This window comes from Nocardioides sp. LS1 (assembly GCF_003865225.1).
In the GTDB taxonomy this organism is placed as follows: domain Bacteria; phylum Actinomycetota; class Actinomycetes; order Propionibacteriales; family Nocardioidaceae; genus Nocardioides; species Nocardioides ginsengisegetis.
This window is the reverse complement of the sequence record NZ_BIFF01000005.1, coordinates 286,886-303,971: the sequence shown is the minus strand read 5'-3', so window position 1 is coordinate 303,971 and position 17,086 is coordinate 286,886. Positions and strand designations below refer to the sequence as shown.

The following is a 17,086-nucleotide window of genomic DNA, read 5'->3' as shown; positions in this document are numbered from 1 at the left end:
CTCGCCCTTCGACGACCGGCCGCAGTGCGCCACGGTGTGCGCTCCACAGCTGTTCCTTGGACCGAGCCGAGGCCAGATATTGGTCGATCGAAGCAGCGCTCCTGGCAAGTAGCTCGGCGCGTACCGAGGGCTGTAACGGGCCTGGGGGTCTGACTTTCCCGGGCCGTTTGGCACCAGCTCGCCCTGGTGTCGGCCAGCGACCCGAATGCTTCGGGGAAGACCGGTGCGTACTTCAGGGTCTTGAACGCGGCTTCGCTGTAGGGGTTGTCGTTTGAGACCCGTGGTCTGGAGTGACTGCGGTCCACGCCCAGGTCGAGCAGGAGCTGGGCGACGGGTTTGGAGGTCATCGACGTGCCCCGGTCGGCGTGGATGGCTTCGGGAATGCCGTGTACGCCCATCGCCTCTTCGAGCATGGTCTTGGCGATCTGCGAGTCCTCGGCCGCCTGGACGGTCCAGGCCACCACGTAGCGGGAGAAGATGTCGAGCGCGACGTCGAGCTGGAACCACGTCCCGCGTCCAGGTCCGCGGAGCTTGGTGATGCCCACGACCACACCTGCCCCGGTGGCCATCAGCTGATATGTAGGCCATTCGTGTCACGAGGCAGGGTGAGGCGCCCGTCCCGACCACTCGGGGCGGGCGCCTCGTGATCCGTCGTCTTCGGTGGTGGCTGAGCGGGTCGCTCCTCGCGCTGCAGCCACTGTTCTGGTCGACGAAGCAGACTGTGGCGGGGCTGGCTACTCCTCGAGGACGGCCAGGGACCAGCACCAGCCGGCCAGCTCGCGGGCGTGGCGACGTCGGCCACGACGTGGCGCTTGCGCCGGGCTGGGAATGTGTTCCAGCGGTGGTCCAGCCGCGGGTTGCCCTCGTCGCCGCGGCGCGGGCGGCCGGTGACGCGAGTTCCCAGCGGTCGCGCATGGTCTTGCCGACGACATGGTTGGCGCGGTGGTGCCAGGCGGCTTCGATCAGGAGCCTGCGGACGTGGCTGTTGGCGGTCTTGGTAATCGATCCCTGCACCCTGGACTGGCCTCAGGAGAACTCGCTGGGTACCAGGCCGATGAGGGAGCCGATGCGGTTGCCCCAGCCGCTGCACGAGCGGGGTGAACTCGCTGTCGGCGGCCATCTCGGCGATCGCGGCGTCCAACCGGTCGTCCACTGGGGTGGCCAGTTCTGCACTATCGACTTGTCGCAGAACCGCTCCGAGGTCAACACCGCCAACTCCTGCTCCTGCTCGACTGCGGTCAGCGCGTTCGGCGGGGTCGGCCGCGACGGCCTACGGGCCGGCCCGTGGGCCACCGGCTGCTTGGCGCCGTAGTGGCTGCCCCGCAGAGGCTCGAGGAGCTCGCAGGCCTTCTTGGTCCTCACTCCGCGGCCTCGTACGCGGCGAGGATCGCGGCCTTGTACCCACCAGTGAACCGGCGTTGGCGTCGGTTGGTCTGCCCTCGGGCCCACCACCCCATCATCGATCCGGGCAGCATCGGCCAACGTCATGGTCATCAACTACCTCGCTTCTCGCCCCGTGCGGAGGGGAGGGACGCAGTAGCGGGGTCTCACCTCCGCCTGACGCAGAGGGGATTGACATCGCTTGTGAGCCCGGTTACATTGCGTCATCTACTCAGCACACTGAGCATTCTCGCGATGACTCGTGGCCACGCACTCGGGCGGCGGACCAGAAGAACGCAGATGTCATAGCTGGCCCAATGCCCCCGGGGGCACGTTTCTATCCTTTTCAACATTCCAGGAAGGACCTACTCAAGTGTCGATCAAAGCTGGTCTACTTTCCATTGATTGGTGTTCGGCGTGAGGTCCGCGGGTTCAGCGCGACGCCGAATGTTCGCAGGCTCGTTCGCTGCCGCTGTTCTCGTTACCGCGCTTGGCGCGTGTTCGGACACGAGTGCGGATTCTGCTGGCGGTGCTGGAAGTGCCGATTGCGTCGCTCAGGCTGAGGCGAAGGTTGAGGCGGCTATGCAGCCGATGGAGATCGAGAAGCCGCAGCCGCTAGACACGTCTTCGATGAGCGGTAAGACGGTTGCTATCGTCTCCTGGATCCAAGCCTCGACGTTGAACGCGGTTGCTAACAAGGCTTTGCAAAAGGCGCTTGAGGAGGTTGGGATTAGCAGCACGTTGTTCGACGCCAAGGCCCGGCCAGACCTCGCTGCGCAGGGGGTCAATTCAGCAATTGCACAGGATGTGGACGCGATCATCATGTTCGGCGTCTCACCCAGCCTTGTGGCTAACCCTCTGGAGGACGCCAAGGCGGCTGGAATTCCGGTACTCGATCTCGTGCAGGAGGCGCAACCCGACACCGTTGCGGCCGTGGTGGCCATGAAGGCCGAGGACACTGGGACCCTGTCGGCCGACTATGCTCTCGCCAAGACCGAGTGTAAATTGGACGGCGCTGTCCTTTACGCTGCAGGTGACGAGTACAACACCGCCTATAACGATGCTATCGTTGCAGAGGTAAAGGCTCTCTGCGGCGACCAGTGCAAGCTTGAATCGACTGATTTCCCGATTCCGACCTTCGCAACGTCAGTGCCGACGATTTCGGCGAATATGCTTCGTCGGAATCCCAACATGAACTTCCTCATGACGCCCGACCCGGCGGTTCCGATGGTCCTCCAGAGTGAGAAGACGGTGGGTATCGACGTCCCAGTCATCGGATGGGATGGCGGTCAGTTGCAACCGTCTATCGAAGGAAGCGGACAGGTCGCTGACCTGTCGTGGATGCCGCACGAGGTCGTGGGATGGATTGCGGCGGACAGCGTCATGCGCGTCATTTCCGGCTCGCCAGAGAACATGTACCTGCCACAGCAGATTTTCGACGAATCGAACTGGGGCGAGGCGTGGGAGTTTAGCACGCAGTTTCCGAAGTTGGTTGGCTTTGAAGACGAGTACAGGCAGGCTTGGGGGGTATCGTGACAATTCTCTTGAACCTCATTCCCAAACGCGGCTGGATGTCGCGGCGATGACCGAGCCGGCCATTTCAATGAGAAATGTCGCCAAAAGTTTCACAGGCGTCACCGTTCTCAGAGACGTGAATCTGTCTGTCTTTCCCGGCGAAGTTCATGGCCTTGTCGGGGAGAACGGCTCGGGGAAGTCTACCTTGGTCAAGATTCTCGGTGGGATCCATGTCCCTGATCATGGCTCGAGGATCACTCTCCAAGGGGAGGAGGTCACATTCCCGATCAAAGACGTTCGACAGCACGGCGTGGCCATCATTCATCAGGACCTAGCTCTGGTTGAAGGTATGTCGGTGGCCGACAATGTCGGCATATCGACCGGCTACGAGCGCTGGATTGGCTCACCCATCAGTAGCAGGCATGAGCGCGCAATCATCCGTGACCTTGCCAAGAGGTTTGGTCTCGACTTGGACCCGAACCAACTGGTGGGTGACCTTTCGCCCGCGGAACGGTCGGTCGTCGCGATCCTGCGAGGTCTGCGCCAACTGGGTGACGACGGCCAGAACAAGGTGATCGTGCTGGACGAGCCCACGGCCGCACTGCCACACGCGGAGTCGATCCGCCTTCTTGAACTCCTGCGCACGATGGCGCGTAACGGGACTGCTGTGATCTATATCAGCCACAGAATGAATGAAGTGCTGAGCGTTTGCGATCGGATCAGTGTTCTTAGGAGTGGCCAATTGGTGGCTACGGTTGACGCCGCCGCGGCTACCGCGTCACAGATTGTGGATTTAATGCTCGGCTACCCAATCGGTGAATTCTATCCGGAGAAGCACGTGCATACAAATCAGGATGTCCGACTTCAAGTACGCAGTCTGACGCACGGCGGCATCACCGACCTGTCTTTCGAGGCCCACGCAGGCGAGATCGTCGGTGTGACCGGCTTGGCCGGTATGGGTCAGGATGAGATTCCGTACCTACTTGCCGGCGGTCGGGCACGATTGGCGGGAGAGGTTGTCGTTGATGGGCGGCCGGTGGACGGCTCGCCAAGATCCGCGAGGCTGGCAGGCATGGGGCTCGTTCCGGGGAATCGCCAGCGAGACGCACTCTGGCTGCTCGGTTCCGCTTCGGAGAACCTGACCCTGCCCCATCTCGGTAAGTTCTGGCGAAAATTTCGGATTCATCCTGCGCGGGAGCGCGAGTTCGTTGAGCGCGAGTTCAAAGGATTTTCAGTGAGCCCGACTCTCCCGTCACTCGAGATTTCTCATTTCAGTGGCGGAAACCAGCAGAAGATCGTGATGTCTCGGATACTGCGCCTCGAGCCAGGCGTACTTCTCCTTCATGAGCCCTCGCAGGGCGTCGATGCCGGCGCAAAGAAGGAAATCTTGAATATTGTCCGGGCAGCTGCCGATGCCGGCGCAGCCGTCGTCATCTTCTCGTCTGACACCGAGGAAGTCGCCCAGGTCTGTCATCGCGTTCTGATCATGCAGTACGGGTCGAGCTCCGCGATGCTGTCGCCCGGCGAACTTTCCGAAGAACGCATTCTTTCGCTCTCGCAACGAGGGCTCTCCGATGGTCAAGGGGGCAGTAATGCAGCTTAAGGGCGAAACGAGTCCGCTCGATGGCGACGACTTGGCGACGGAAGCGGCTGGATTTCAGCATCTGGATGCGTCGAAGGGTCGCACGCGATATGCAGGTCCACTGGGTGCATTCGTTCCATGGGCAATGGTTGTTCTGCTGGCGTTGATGTTCATCACCTTCTGCTTCCTCCTTCCAGACACTTTTGCGTCTGTTGCCAACGTTCGAGTGATGGTCGAGGGTCAAGCTACTGTCTTGCTGTTGGCAATGGCACTTCTTATTCCTCTACGTGCAGGTGACTTCGATCTGTCCGTGTCGGCAGTGATGGTCCTCACGGGCGCTGCAGTTGGGATTCTTACGCTTAACAATGAGTCCGCCTGGATGGTTTACCTTCTTCCGCTCCTCATTGGGCCCGTGGTCGGCGTAGTGAACGGGCTCCTCGTGGTAAAGGTCGGGATCGACAGCTTTATTGCGACCCTGGGAACTTTGACTATTCTGGGTGGCCTTTCGATTTTTCTAAGCGGTGGAACCCTAGTCACGACAATTCCACCGGAGTTGAGTGACTTCGCAAGTCACCGTTTCCTGGGGCTGACCACGTTTGTTTGGATCGGTTGGATCGTTGCCGGGATCATTTGGTATGTTTTCGAATTGACCCCCGTTGGACGCTTCCTATTGTTCGTCGGCGGAAACCGCGCCTCGGCGGAGTTGGCCGGTCTTCGCGTGACATCACTACGCGTGGGTAGCTTCATTGTGTCGGGTGCCTTGGCGTCTCTCGCCGGTATGCTGTTTGCGGGGAGTCTTGGCGCGGTCGACACTTCGTCCAATTCTGCCTACTTGTTGCCGCCTATCACGGCAGCCTTTCTCGGCACGTCCGCAATCAAGGTGGGTCGCTTCAACGTGGCAGGTACTTTGGTCGCGCTCTATCTATTGACTGTGGGAATCACGGGCCTCGTGCTTCTTGGATTCGATAGTTGGGTGTCCGACGTGTTCAACGGTGCCTGTCTCATTCTTGCTGTTGCGTTCACCATTGTGGTGCGCCGCGGTAGTAAGTGACTTTGATGTGAGGTCGACCGGGTCACCCCTGGCCCACTGCGATCCCTGGCCGGCGGGTGCCCTGGTTGAGCCAGCACTCAACTCGAGCCTGTTGGGGGCGGATACGTCAGCCGGTGACCGTCGCCAGGCCCCGATCACTTCCGAGCTCGGTAGCGGGAAAGCGCTGACAGCAGAGTGCGCGGTTTCGCTGGGTTCCGTACCGAAAGAGGTAGTCCGCCTACGTCGGGGACGTCTACCGCTGCATCTGAGCAAAGCCGAGGGGTTGGCGTCTGTGAGAATGGGAGAGGTGAGGAATGAGGTTGATGTCCTTCGACGAGTGGCGCCGGCGCGCACCCGGTGCCGCATATGTCGACGCTATCGTGAGTTCCAAGACAGGGATGCGCGCCACCTTGACCGGGCCGTACGGCGAGGCGAACGTCGTGGAATTCGCATGCAGAAACACGAGGGTCTATGAACTGCCGGCTGAAATTGACCGTGCCCTGGCCGTGAGCGTGCGGACGAGCGGTGAATTGCTGGAGTGCAGCGTACTGGGAACCTCGCGGCGCGGCCCACGACGCATCACGATCGAGCTAACGCAGGCGCTTTACCTGGCAAACGCCGGTGTTCATACGGTCTTCTGGAGCCGGTAGTTCATCTAGCTGTCATCGGAGATGGCAGCGCTGCACCCGACCCGAGAGAGCTTCGTCAACAGGCGATCAGGATCAATGCCAGCGGGCCTCTGTGGTTCGGTTCGGCTCGCCGAATAGATGGAATCAAGAGTCCAGCGGAAGCACTGACTGCGAACGGTATGTTCAGCATGCGGACGATGTGAGGATCGCTATGTCTTCTGAGCAATCGACGGCCAGATTCTGGTGAATGCCAGGGCTGGGCGCAACGTGGTGCCTGGCTGGACAGGAGCGTGGCAGACCCAGCTCCATGGACTCAGGCTGACTCCGACAGGTGGCGGGCCGAAGGCATGTCCACCTCGGGGCCTTGAATGCCTCAAGCGACGACGCTTCTGGATCGTGTTCACCCACCTCGACATTGATCAGGCACCGTTAGCGACGGGACTCGCCCCCACTGCTCGACATAGGAGAAACTCATGACGCCTACTCTGCATCTTGCTGTGATCGCCGGCGACGGGATCGGACCGGAGGTGACCGCGGAGGCACTCAAGGTACTGGGGGCCGCTCCGCTGACAAAGAAGCTGGAAGTCACACGGTACGACCTGGGCGCGGAACATTATCTCGCCACTGGTGATGTTTTGCCCGGGGCGGTCCTCGACGAAATTCGCGGGCATGACGCGATCCTCCTGGGAGCTGTTGGAGGGAGGCCTGGGGATCCGAAACTTCCCGCCGGGCTCATCGAGCGAGGTCTGCTGCTCCGGCTTCGCTTCGAACTGGACCACTACGTGAACCTTCGGCCGTCGCGGATTCTGCCTGGGGTCAGGTCCCCGCTCGCGGACCCGGGTGATGTCGATTTCGTAGTCGTTCGGGAGGGTACCGAAGGGTCGTATATCGGGAACGGCGGAGGGCTCCGCGTCGGTACGCCAGCCGAGATCGCAACCGAGGTTTCGGTGAATACCGCTTTCGGCATTGAGCGAGTCGTGCGCCACGCCTTTGGCCGAGCTATGCAACGCCCACGCAAGAAGCTGACACTCATCCACAAGACGAATGTGCTCGTGAACGCGGGTGCGGTTTGGTCGCGGCTGATGGCTGAGGTGGGCGAGGAGTTTCCGGACGTTACTGTTGATTATCTCCATATTGACGCGGCCACTATCTTTATGGTGACGGATCCCAGCCGTTTTGACGTTATCGTTACAGACAATCTATTCGGCGATATCATCACCGACTTGGCGGCTGCAATTACTGGCGGAATTGGTCTGGCCGCGAGCGGGAACATCAACTCGGATGGGACTTCTCCATCGATGTTCGAGCCGGTGCACGGATCTGCCCCGGACATCGCCGGACAACAGAAGGCGGACCCCACAGCAGCGATTTTGTCCGCTTCGCTCATGCTCGCCCACGTCGGTTTGGGCCCCGCGGCTCGGCGAATCGAGGAGGCGGTGCTCAGCGACTTGGCGGAGAGGGCCGGCGGAGGTGGCCTACCGCGAAGTACATCCGAGATCGGCGATGCCATCGCCGCACGAGTGGCCGGCTAGGTGTAGTTGCTGATGACGCCGGTGCGAAGGCGTGAGGCCGGGGGCTTGTCGGCGGCGGCGCTGTGGGGCCGATGGTGGTTGTAGTGCAGGTTCCTGGTAGCGATCGCGTCGCAGCGGTGGGCTTCGTTGCGCCAGGGGCGGGCGTAGAGCAGCTCGTTGGCCAGGATCCGCTGGTATCTCTCCACCTTGCCGTTGTGACCGGGCAGGTAGGGAGGATCCGCTGATGCCGCGAGGCGAACGAGCGCCACTCTGCATACTGAGCAATCTTGCCGGCGACAAGCAGCCGCCGACCTTCCCGTTCTGCCAGGTGCAGTGGGGCTTGATCAAGATGTGCTTGGCGCCGAGGGCCTCGACAGCGGCACGCATGTCGGCGGATCGGCGGTAGGACAGGTGGTTGTCGGTGATCACCTCCTCGATCCGGGCGATCCCGAAGGTGGCGAAGTAGGCAGCGGCGCGGAGTAGGAATCCGGCGCATGGCGTCGCAGCACCCGCGACACCGTCCGGGCTGCGATGCCAAGCTCGGGTCCGATCCAGTCCTAACCTCGACGCTCCTCGCGCCGGGTGAGGACGATCTGCTCCTCGACCTCGATCGGAGTCTGCCTGGGAGATCGGTGCGGGCGCGAAGACCGGTCCTGCAGACCAGCCTCGCCCTCGTCGCGGAAGCGCCGGACCCAGCGGTGCGCGCACTGCCGGGAGACGCCCTGGGCCTTCGCGGCGTGGGCGACAGCCCAGCCCTGTTCATAGACACGTTCGATCAGCAGTTGCCGGCCGCGCACGTTCAAGCGGGCATTACGGTGTGACACGAGGACCTCCGGACGGTAGGCGACTTAGACATCACCCACCGCACCCGAGGTGCCGGGCAGAGTGATCGGCATAGTTCCGAGGTCGGCATAGATCAACATCTGCCGATATCGTCATGTGTTGATGACATCGGGCTGTTGCCGGTGGCTGTCGATGCCGCCGAGGGTCTCTACGGACCTGCGGATGCGGCGTATCAGAAGCGGTCGATAGCGATCAGCTCGAACCGGCACCCGTCTGGATTTGGCGAGCTGATGCCGAAGGTGTTGGCCAGCGCCACCGCGGACCGGCTGCTTCACCGCGCTCACGTCTGCCATACCAGCGGCGACAGCGTGCGGCTGACCCAGGCACCCGCCGGACGAAGGGTGAGCCCCTTGAGCTGACCCCTTCCGGGCCGGTGGCGGCCGGAGCCCCGTGGGCAGATCCCGTGGCCACCACCGCGCAGTTAACGTGACCGTCGACGGGCAGGTCTCACGTCCGTCACGGGGCAGATCCTGACGTCCTTGACGATTGACAATGGCAGCGGGACAGATCTTGTTGCCCCGGCGCGGCGCCGAAGGCTGGCTGCCATACCTCGGGGTGACGACTGGTGATTTAGTCAGTATGCTGATGAATGGTTAGGCGTGACCTGTCGGCAAGGGGCGCCGGGTACGCAGCTGCATGGGGAATCTCCGGAGTTGGACCAAGGTGAAGGGGCCTGACATGCCAGTGACGGACGTGAAGCTTGTAAGCGCGGCTTGGACGAGCGCCGGTGACGCATCACCGCTGTACGAGAGCCCAGCGAGCCCCCTCGACATCTTCGATCGGGTGGAGTGCGTAGGACGAGCCGGCTTCCAGGGCATAGGGTTTCTCGATGTCGACCTTCGGGTGGCGTTGGAGCGCCATGGTGCCGGCGCCATGCGCAAGGTGCGAGAAGCGGTATCCCGTGCTGGGATGGAGATGGTCGAGCTCGAGTACCTCACCGGGTGGTACTCGACTGATCCTGTCGAGCGGAAGGCGTCGGAGGAAAAGCTCGAGTTCCTGCTGAGCTGCGCCGCCGAGCTGGGTGCTCGGCACATCAAGGTCGGAACCAGCATCGCTGCGCTCCAGACTCACCCGCCGGACTACGACCAGATCGCCGCTGAGTTCGCGCGTATCTGCGAAGCCGCGCAACGCGTGGGCACCAAGATGGCCTTGGAGTTGCATCCGTGGGCTCACGCCTGCACACCCGAACTGGGCCTCGGCGTTGTGCGGGCTGCGCCGAGCGGCTCCGGTGGTCTGATGATCGACAGCTGGCAGGCCTATCGCGGTGGCTGGGATCTGTCGGTGTTCGAGGGCCAGAGCGGGGCGCACGTCATCGCCGTCGAGCTGGCCGACGCCCGACGGGAGCCCCAGGGGACTCTCCTCGAGGACACGGTCAACCATCGTCAGTACTGCGGTGAGGGGGACGCGGATATCCCAACGTTCATTGCGGCGATGATGAGTGCAGGTTTCGGCGGTTTCTGGGGTATTGAAATGCTGTCGAGCGAGCATCGGGCGACGTCGGTCGAGGCCGCCCTGAAACGCGTCCGCGACACCACGATGGAGTCGTTCGCGCGCGCCAGCTGTTGCGGCTCATGAGGTTGGTGTCACCCGGCCGTAGGTCGTGACGGACGGGCGGGTCCCTGGTGGCAAAGATGGAAGTCGACCAAGACATCCGTCGCCGATCCGAAGTACCTGCCCTATGAGCCTTCGTAATGCGCCGTTGACCCCTGAGGGCCGTCTGCGACTGGTGCTGTGCTGCCGCCACGGTCCTGTTGCCCACATCGCTGCCGAAGCAGGCGTCTGACGCCAGTGCCTGGGCAAGTGGGTGGCCGTTAACGCGAGCACGGCGAAGCCGGCCTCCACGGTGATTCGAGTGCGCCTTGTCGTCGCTCGACGCGGACCCCGGCGACGGTTGTCGAGCAGATCGCGGTCATGCGGAAGAACAGGCGATGCGCTCGCTCAGGCGACCGGATCCCTCGCGGGTGGTGCAGCGGCAGTTCTGGCCACAGACCGCCACCGGTGACACGACGGTGGAGGCGTCGATCGCCGTGGGTGTGTGGTGGCCGGTCGGTGCTCGCTGGTTTCGTCACGCTGGCGGCGTGCCGCCAATCTCGCTGGCCGACCCCACTGTCCGGAACCTGACCTGCGGGAAACGCGAGGAGATCGCGATCCTCCGCGCGCAGGACAAGGGCCGTGCGCGAGATTGCCCGTGCGATCAGGCGTGACCCTGGGACCGTCTCACGCGAACTGGGTCGCAATGCCGCGACTCGTGGCGGCAAACAGGAGTACCGCGCTGGCGTGGCGCAGTGGAAGGCGCAGCAGGCGGCTAAGCGTCCCAAGATCGCGCGGCCCGTGACCAACGAGCAGTTGCGTGAGTACACCCGGGCCGTCCCGGGCCACTGGGAGGGCGAGCTCACCCAACGGACCACGCCTTGATTGCCTACATCCTCGCCCGAGCGGTGGGTGCGGCGCCCCCCGGCCACCAACGGGCCGCTGATCCAGGCGTGAACCCGCTCCGGTGCTACCCAAAGGCGTGTGGGGACGAAGGCGGTGGCCCGGCTCAGAAGTCGGCTTGAATCTTGACAACTACGAGGGTGGGGGATAATCTCCATCCATCAGTATACAGAGCAACTAGGTTGACACACATCGGAGGCAAAGTTCCTCGCTTAGGTGGCCTACTGGATAGGGGTGACGGCTATGGAGCGCCTGGCAGACTTCGAACTGATTAAGCCGGAAGTAGCGAAAGAGCCCACCGAATACTATAACAAGCTCCGCTCAGGATGTCCGGTAAGTCATACCGATACTTTCGGCGGCTTCTGGCTGATGTCGCGATATCAAGATGTCTATGAAGCTTTGCTGGACCCAGTCACATATAGTAGTAGCTTGAATGGGATTAGTATTCCAAAAATCCCGCAGCCGCCAGTGATCTGCCTCGAGCAAGACGAGCCGGAGCACCGAAAATTTCGCAAGCCCATGCAGGCTTGGTTTACGGTCGCCCGCATGAGGAAGTTTGAACCGCAAGTTCGTGAGATTGTCACGAATTGCCTTGACCAATTTGCCGCCGAGGGTCGAGGTGATCTTGCCCTGTCGCTGGCACAGCCCGTCCCTCCCCTGGTCGTCGCCCGCCTACTTGGCCTGCCAGAGGCGGACTGGCCGTGGTTCCGCGAAAGAGACGTCACAGCCCTACGCCTTACCAGGGAGGGGGACAATACTGGTGCGGCGGCAGCTATTGCTGACCTGCACGAGTATGTGCGCGAGCGTCTAAATGAGCGGCGCAAGCAGCCGACCGATGATCTACTTTCAGAAATTGCAGCGCTTGAAATCGACGGAATGCCGATCACCGACGACGATGCGGTCGCGATGGCGCTCCTCACTCTGAACGCTGCCCACGACACAACGGTAGCGGGCATTGGAGGACTTCTTTATCACTTGGCTCGCAATCAGAACGTTCAAGACCAAGTTACGGCTGATCAGTCCCTAGTCGAATCCGCCGTCGACGAAGCATTAAGAATTGCCACCCCGATTCTCGGGCAGGGACGAACTGCAACGGAAGACCTGTCGCTAGAGGGAGTCGAGGTCCCGAAGGGCGACCAGGTAATGCTACTTCTCGGGTCCGCAAACAGAGATCCGAGTAGGTTCCCGTCGCCGGATGAGTTCCGACTCGACCGCCCCCGCAACCAGCATGTGAGTTTCGGGGCAGGGATTCATCGGTGTGTCGGCGCCCCACTTGCAAAACTTGAAATGCAGGTTGTGCTGGAGGAAGTATTGCGTCGACTGCCAAACCTCCGAATCGATGACGAGGACGCTGTGTCGGTCGAATACAATGTGGCCGTATGCACCTTTACGTCTCTTCCGGCAGCCTGGGATCTTGCTCCGGGCGGCTCCGCATAATTGGGACGATCGCCATCGGCTGCACGTCGAGGATCGAGCCTATGCATTAAACGAGGTCCGGGCGTTCGCTAAGCTCGTCCAATGCCTCTGGCCCCCCAACGATCGAGGAACTCGCGAGAGTCGTTAGCCGTAGTCGGAGATGCCACACCGCGGCCATAAGAGCATGGGATGTTCCGGTCAGGAACTCCAACTCCAAGAGTTCGATATTGAGCGGCGTCTACGTCCCAATTGTACGGTCGAAGTCGATGTCAACGGTGCACACCCGAGAGAGTCAATCTTTGTGACTGGAACACGGATTCGCGAGCTGATGGCCGCGTCGGACTCCCAAGTCGACATCGTCGTAGTTGGTTCAGGCATCGGCGGCCTTACGGCTGCCGTGCGTGCCGCACGGGCCGGGGCACGAGTCATCGTTGTCGAGAAGGCGAGCGAGGCTGGAGGAACGACGCGGCTTTCCGGGGGCGGAGTCTGGGGAATGAGGAGATTCGAAGATATTCGATCATTCGTTCCGCATGGCGATGCCGATCTGCAACGTCGGTGGGTTGAGGGCATTCCCGCCGGACACGCGTGGCTGGACGAGCTCGGGATACCCGCCGAGGCGAAACCAGGCACGACATTGTCTGGCATGGACGCTGCTCTACCGAATCGCCTGATCGACGGCGATATCATCGAGGGATACAACACGATAGGGCGGGTCATGAATCCGTCCCAGTTTGTGGACATGATGGTCGAGGAGCTTACTCGCCTCGCTGTGCCGTTGTTCCTCGACACGTCGCTAGAGGAATTGGTTCGGAAAGGTGAGAGCGTAGTCGGCGTCGTTCTCGACGCGCAAGGTACTCGGCTCTCGGTTAAAACCCGTGCTGTCGTATTGGCTACCGGCGGTTTCGCTGCCTGCCCAAGTTTGATCGCAGAACACATCACCCCTTATGCGGCCAAGTTGTGGCCACGGTGTGTGGATTCAGTCACGGGTGATGGGCTGCGGCTAGCGACTCAGATCGGCGCGGCTCCATCTGATGGGGGTTTCAATGCATTTTACGGACACAATCTGCCTGCTCGTCCAGCAAAGTTCGATAAGTCGCAACTGATCGAGGTTTCGCAGTTTTACGGTCCAGCGGCAATCGCGGTCAACCTCAGAGGCGAGCGGTACACCGACGAGGGCGAGACACGGCTTGAGGAGACCCTGGCACAGGACACTGCGCGGCAACCCGATGCAACAGCTTTGCTGGTCTTTGACGACGTGATGTGGAAGATGTATCGAGATCCTCGCTCGAGCTTCAGTCAGGCGGGGTCAGACAAATTTGGCATCGCTAGGGACGCCGGGGCTCCGGTGTTATTCACGCACGATATGGAAGAGCTAGTTAGACAGGCCGGTACGCTCGGCGTGGCGCCGGTTCAACTGCGAGAGACCATCGACGTCTTCAACGGCGCAGCCAACAATGGGACAACGCACTTGCTGGACGTACCAAAGTCTCGCTACGTTTACCCGGTCATGACGCCGCCATTCTACGGCGTCCTGGTCCAGCCAGGCATTACGTCATCTATGGGCGGGCTGAAAGTGAATCAGAACGCTCAGGTGCTGGATGCCGTCGGCAAAACCATCGGTGGTCTCTACGCGTGCGGGGTCGACATCGGCAACCTCAACAACCGCCATTACGCCGGCAACCTCTCGATCGGGCTTGTTTTCGGCATGGCAGCCGCGGACCACATTACCCACAGTCTAGATTCCGGCGGACGTACAGCGTGAGTTGAGCTTAGCGCCGGGGCTCGCATATCGACCTGCGCCCTCAGGCTGAGTGACGTGTGGGTGAAGAATCCGTGGTGTGAAGCGCCCTGGTTCTACAGAGACACGAACTATTGGATTCCGACCAAGGGTTGGTCGTTCCTTGCACGACGCATATCGACTCCTCGAACTCTGGTGGGACGTCGTTAGGTAGCCGTGCAGGCGTTGCTTGTTGTGCCAGTGGACCCACGACAGAGTCGCGAGCTCGACGTCTTCGACGCTTTGCGCCGGCCGGCCGTCTAGCGACGGTTCTATCGAGGGGATTGCGCCAATCTCAGCGAGTGGTTCGCCGTAGCGAGGTCGAGGTGAACTGCGCCCCCACGTCCGAGTAACATCGCAACCCGTTAGCTGGGTACCTCGCAACCAGCGGCCAACTCGGCGCTGATTCCGCGCAACGCCCACTTGCAGGCCCACGCGGTGTCGGTCATCAGCTCCTCGATCCGATCGATGCCGTGAGCCGCGAAGTACGCCGCAGCCCGGGCGACGAACGCCGCGCAGGTCGCACCCCGCTCGTCGCCCAGGGCTTCGCAGTAGGCGAGCCGGGTGTGGTCATCGACGAGCGAGTGGACATAGTCGAAGCCGACCCGGGTGGACCGGTCACGCATGATCGAGCCGCTCCCACGTCCGTGGGTCCGCCAGCCCCCACCTGGTGGGATCTTGCCGAGCTTCTTGACGTCCATGTGGACCAGCTCGCCCGGCCGGCTGCGCTCGCAGCGGACCGCAGTGACCTTGCTCGACCGGATCACCTCTCCGGTGATCGGGTCCAACGCAGCCAAGGGCGGCACCCGGTGTCGGGCCAAGATCCGCGAGACCGTCCGCGCCGGCACCCCGCTCTGCTCACTGATCTCCTCGCGGCCACAACGCCGCTCACCGCGGATCGCCAGCACCCGCTGCTCGGCCGCGGCACTGGTCCGTGTCGGGGTCGTGTGCGGCCGCGACGACCTGGTCACCAACCCTGCCTCACCTTCGGCGGCGAAGCGGTCGATCCAGGTCTTCACACACTTACGCGAGACACCCATCGCAGTCGCTATATGAGCCTGGGGCCACCCGGCCCGATGACGCTGAACGATCAGCAGCCGTCCATACAACGGGGTGCGAGCACTACCGTAGGACATGAGAACCTCCGGTCGGATGTGGGCCTTAGACAAGCCACACCCCAACTGGGGGTTCTCCTCATGTCAAGACATTCCCGCTGCTACCCACGTCCTGGCCGGGTACACCTAGGTGCCGAAGGCGGGCCGTACCACCGTCTCCGTCCACTCCTCCCGCAAACGCGAGATCGCGTACCGCGAGATGCGCCAGCCATCGGGGGTTCGCTGATAGGTCTCCTGGTAGTGCCCATAGCCGTGGACGGTCTTTCCGGAGGCAAAGCCGACGTAGTCCTCTAGGGCCCAGATCCCGGTCGCGGTGTCGCCCTCAATGGAGATCTCAGGCATGTGTGCGTGATGTACGGACCACGAGCCCTCCAGGGCCCCCTTGGCTCGTTCCAGCCACCCAGCAGTGCCTTGGCTCGTCACTCCGGTCAGGGAGACGAAGGTCGCGTCAGCAAGGAAGACGGATTCGAGGAGGTCCCAATCCCGTGAGTCCACCGCGCGCAGGTAGCGCGCTTTCAACTCAGTGATCGAGATATAGTCCTCAATTCGCTGGATGCGTTCCACAAGGTCCTGCTCCGCTGTCATCTTCTTCCCTTCATGGACGGGGCCACAGCAACAAGTCTTGGCGACGCAAGAACAGCATCGCCGTAAGAGATGACCCTCAGTGTACTGAGGACTGACGGTAGCACAAGCCCTCCGTGCGTCAACGGTGAGCGGATCTTCGTGGCGGCGGACCGCCACCGAGGTCAGATCGACTTGGGTGTCACAGTTTCGATTCGGAGCATGCGTCGGCGCTCCGCTGGCCTCGAGGAATGGAGAATGGGCGAGGTCCGCGCTCGGTGCGGCGGTCACTGTTCCGGGCGCGAGTGCACCGCACCCGCGGATCGAGACGTCGCCCTTGATCGTCACCCGCTCGATCCGGCGCGGCCCGAATTGCTCAGTGTACGGAAATGATAGTGTCAGGCGGTTGACGCCGTCAACGAGCCCGACGGGCCGGCCAACCTGCGAGATCGACATTCCCTTCAAGAATCGTGCGGAGGCTCGAGTGAACCAGGGCTATGAGCGCGGGTGGCGCCGCTACACGTTCGACGAGGTCGCGGTCAACCCCGCGCATGCCCACGGCGCCGATGTCGAGATCCGCGCAGGGGCGGCCTTCAACCGCGGTCCAGGAGATCTGCACGTCAGCTTCGTGGAGATCCCTGCCCGTCACACCGGCGACGCGATCGGGCTCCACATCCATCGTGACGTCCCTACGGGTGGCGATGTGGAGGAGTGGTACATCGTGGTGGAGGGCGAGTGCGTGATGTCCTTCACCACCGGCGAGGAGGTCCGCCTGGGCCCCGGAGACCTGGTGACGACCTACCCAGGGACAGGGCACGCGCTCCGCGTCCTGGGCGATCGGCCGGTTCGGATCATCGCTGTGGTGCCGCATGCTTTTCGCACAGACCGCCCTGCCGCTCTGTACGACACCCTGCCCGACGAGTTCCGGCCGCAGATCCGGGTACTGGCGTGCGACCCGGTCAGCATGGTGCCCCAGGAGGCCTGTTGCGTGATCTGCGGCTCACTCTGGAGTACGGATCAGCAGGATAGCCGCTCTCGCACTCTGCCGGAGTGGGCGAGAAGCCACGCCTGCCGCTCCAGGCAGTGACCGTCCTGGATCACCTGTGGGCGACAGCCGGGCGGGGCATTTCGCCCAATGGTCACCTGGCGGCGAAACGCTTCAGACCGACGACACGCGGATGGCGCCCGAGGGGCACATCTCCACGGCTTCCTCGACCCGAGCGCCCCTGAACTCCGGCGGAGACGGGTCGAGAAGCAGCATCGTGCGATCCTCGACCGACTGCTTGAAAACAGG

Annotated in this window: 14 protein-coding genes and 4 pseudogenes; 12 read left to right on the top strand and 6 right to left on the bottom strand. The window is 62.3% G+C overall.

The genetic code is table 11. From position 1 onward, the window contains the following. Positions 1–179: 179 nt before the first annotated feature. A pseudogene (locus EJF31_RS22380) lies at positions 180–562 on the bottom strand (transposase); the annotation flags it as partial. A gap of 618 nt (positions 563–1,180) precedes the next feature. Here EJF31_RS22380 and EJF31_RS22370 point away from each other — a divergent pair. The 6 genes from EJF31_RS22370 to EJF31_RS15600 all read left to right on the top strand — a co-directional run bounded on the left by EJF31_RS22370 (position 1,181) and on the right by EJF31_RS15600 (position 7,668). Continuing rightward, positions 1,181–1,312, top strand: coding sequence for a hypothetical protein (locus tag EJF31_RS22370; protein WP_260430898.1), 132 nt, complete (start codon positions 1,181–1,183; stop codon positions 1,310–1,312). Positions 1,313–1,962: 650 nt separating this feature from the next. Then, positions 1,963–2,916 carry a substrate-binding domain-containing protein gene (locus tag EJF31_RS15620; RefSeq protein WP_185736309.1) on the top strand — a complete coding sequence of 318 codons (954 nt, stop codon included), beginning with the start codon at positions 1,963–1,965 and terminating at the stop codon, positions 2,914–2,916. Positions 2,917–2,962: 46 nt separating this feature from the next. Continuing rightward, positions 2,963–4,498: a sugar ABC transporter ATP-binding protein gene (locus EJF31_RS15615; RefSeq protein WP_125038059.1), complete on the top strand. Its 1,536-nt coding sequence runs from the start codon at positions 2,963–2,965 to the stop codon at positions 4,496–4,498. After that, a complete protein-coding gene (locus EJF31_RS15610; RefSeq protein WP_185736308.1) occupies positions 4,488–5,528 on the top strand; it encodes an ABC transporter permease in 1,041 nt (346 codons plus the stop codon). The genes EJF31_RS15615 and EJF31_RS15610 overlap by 11 nt, the downstream gene beginning before the upstream one ends. A 302-nt stretch (positions 5,529–5,830) precedes the next feature. After that, a complete protein-coding gene (locus tag EJF31_RS15605) occupies positions 5,831–6,157 on the top strand; it encodes a hypothetical protein (protein WP_125038057.1) in 327 nt (108 codons plus the stop codon). 452 nt (positions 6,158–6,609) lie between these two features. Further along, positions 6,610–7,668, top strand: coding sequence for a 3-isopropylmalate dehydrogenase (locus tag EJF31_RS15600; protein ID WP_125038056.1), 1,059 nt, complete (start codon positions 6,610–6,612; stop codon positions 7,666–7,668). On the opposite strand, the gene EJF31_RS15595 is transcribed toward EJF31_RS15600, so the two are convergent. Then, positions 7,665–7,916, bottom strand: a complete 252-nt coding sequence (locus EJF31_RS15595; RefSeq protein WP_125038055.1) for an integrase core domain-containing protein — start codon at positions 7,914–7,916, stop codon at positions 7,665–7,667. The genes EJF31_RS15600 and EJF31_RS15595 overlap by 4 nt on opposite strands. Positions 7,917–8,204: 288 nt before the next feature. After that, positions 8,205–8,444 (bottom strand): leucine zipper domain-containing protein, encoded by a 240-nt coding sequence (locus EJF31_RS22580; protein ID WP_373994731.1) that lies wholly within the window; start codon positions 8,442–8,444, stop codon positions 8,205–8,207. Positions 8,445–8,501: 57 nt separating this feature from the next. Between EJF31_RS22580 and EJF31_RS15585 the strand changes: the two genes are divergently transcribed. The 5 genes and pseudogenes from EJF31_RS15585 (at position 8,502) to EJF31_RS15560 (ending at position 14,101) form a co-directional block, all read left to right on the top strand. Beyond that, complete coding sequence (locus EJF31_RS15585) at positions 8,502–8,849, top strand: ATP-binding protein (RefSeq protein ID WP_307718983.1); 348 nt, start codon at positions 8,502–8,504, stop codon at positions 8,847–8,849. A 319-nt stretch (positions 8,850–9,168) separates the two neighbouring features. Then, positions 9,169–10,065 carry a sugar phosphate isomerase/epimerase gene (locus EJF31_RS15580; protein WP_185736306.1) on the top strand — a complete coding sequence of 299 codons (897 nt, stop codon included), beginning with the start codon at positions 9,169–9,171 and terminating at the stop codon, positions 10,063–10,065. A 353-nt stretch (positions 10,066–10,418) separates the two neighbouring features. After that, a pseudogene (locus EJF31_RS15570) lies at positions 10,419–10,854 on the top strand (helix-turn-helix domain-containing protein); the annotation flags it as partial. A 312-nt stretch (positions 10,855–11,166) separates the two neighbouring features. Further along, the gene (locus EJF31_RS15565; RefSeq protein WP_125038052.1) at positions 11,167–12,360 is read left to right on the top strand and encodes a cytochrome P450; all 1,194 of its coding nucleotides are present in this window, start codon (positions 11,167–11,169) and stop codon (positions 12,358–12,360) included. 307 nt (positions 12,361–12,667) lie between these two features. After that, the gene (locus tag EJF31_RS15560) at positions 12,668–14,101 is read left to right on the top strand and encodes an FAD-dependent oxidoreductase (protein WP_185736305.1); all 1,434 of its coding nucleotides are present in this window, start codon (positions 12,668–12,670) and stop codon (positions 14,099–14,101) included. Positions 14,102–14,208: 107 nt separating this feature from the next. On the opposite strand, the pseudogene EJF31_RS15555 reads toward EJF31_RS15560, so the two are convergent. The 3 genes and pseudogenes from EJF31_RS15555 to EJF31_RS21935 all read right to left on the bottom strand — a co-directional run. After that, positions 14,209–14,512: pseudogene (locus EJF31_RS15555) on the bottom strand (IS3 family transposase); the annotation flags it as partial. Continuing rightward, positions 14,503–15,252: pseudogene (locus tag EJF31_RS15550) on the bottom strand (helix-turn-helix domain-containing protein); the annotation flags it as partial. The pseudogenes EJF31_RS15550 and EJF31_RS15555, both read right to left, overlap by 10 nt. A gap of 105 nt (positions 15,253–15,357) precedes the next feature. Next, positions 15,358–15,816 carry a nuclear transport factor 2 family protein gene (locus EJF31_RS21935; protein WP_185736304.1) on the bottom strand — a complete coding sequence of 153 codons (459 nt, stop codon included), beginning with the start codon at positions 15,814–15,816 and terminating at the stop codon, positions 15,358–15,360. A gap of 460 nt (positions 15,817–16,276) precedes the next feature. Between EJF31_RS21935 and EJF31_RS15540 the strand changes: the two genes are divergently transcribed. Next, positions 16,277–16,879, top strand: coding sequence for a cupin domain-containing protein (locus EJF31_RS15540; RefSeq protein ID WP_125038048.1), 603 nt, complete (start codon positions 16,277–16,279; stop codon positions 16,877–16,879). Positions 16,880–17,086 lie beyond the last annotated feature (207 nt).

Excerpts from the sequence above, each read along its gene's own strand:
- EJF31_RS15615 (WP_125038059.1), top strand. The coding sequence starts at position 2,963 with ATGACCGAGCCGGCCATTTCAATGAGAAATGTCGCCAAAAGTTTCACA.
- EJF31_RS15560 (WP_185736305.1), top strand. The coding sequence starts at position 12,668 with ATGGCCGCGTCGGACTCCCAAGTCGACATCGTCGTAGTTGGTTCAGGC.
- EJF31_RS15580 (WP_185736306.1), top strand. The coding sequence starts at position 9,169 with ATGCCAGTGACGGACGTGAAGCTTGTAAGCGCGGCTTGGACGAGCGCC.
- EJF31_RS15600 (WP_125038056.1), top strand. The coding sequence starts at position 6,610 with ATGACGCCTACTCTGCATCTTGCTGTGATCGCCGGCGACGGGATCGGA.
- EJF31_RS15605 (WP_125038057.1), top strand. The coding sequence starts at position 5,831 with ATGTCCTTCGACGAGTGGCGCCGGCGCGCACCCGGTGCCGCATATGTC.
- EJF31_RS21935 (WP_185736304.1), bottom strand. The coding sequence starts at position 15,816 with ATGACAGCGGAGCAGGACCTTGTGGAACGCATCCAGCGAATTGAGGAC.
- EJF31_RS15610 (WP_185736308.1), top strand. The coding sequence starts at position 4,488 with ATGCAGCTTAAGGGCGAAACGAGTCCGCTCGATGGCGACGACTTGGCG.
- EJF31_RS15565 (WP_125038052.1), top strand. The coding sequence starts at position 11,167 with ATGGAGCGCCTGGCAGACTTCGAACTGATTAAGCCGGAAGTAGCGAAA.
- EJF31_RS15620 (WP_185736309.1), top strand. The coding sequence starts at position 1,963 with ATGCAGCCGATGGAGATCGAGAAGCCGCAGCCGCTAGACACGTCTTCG.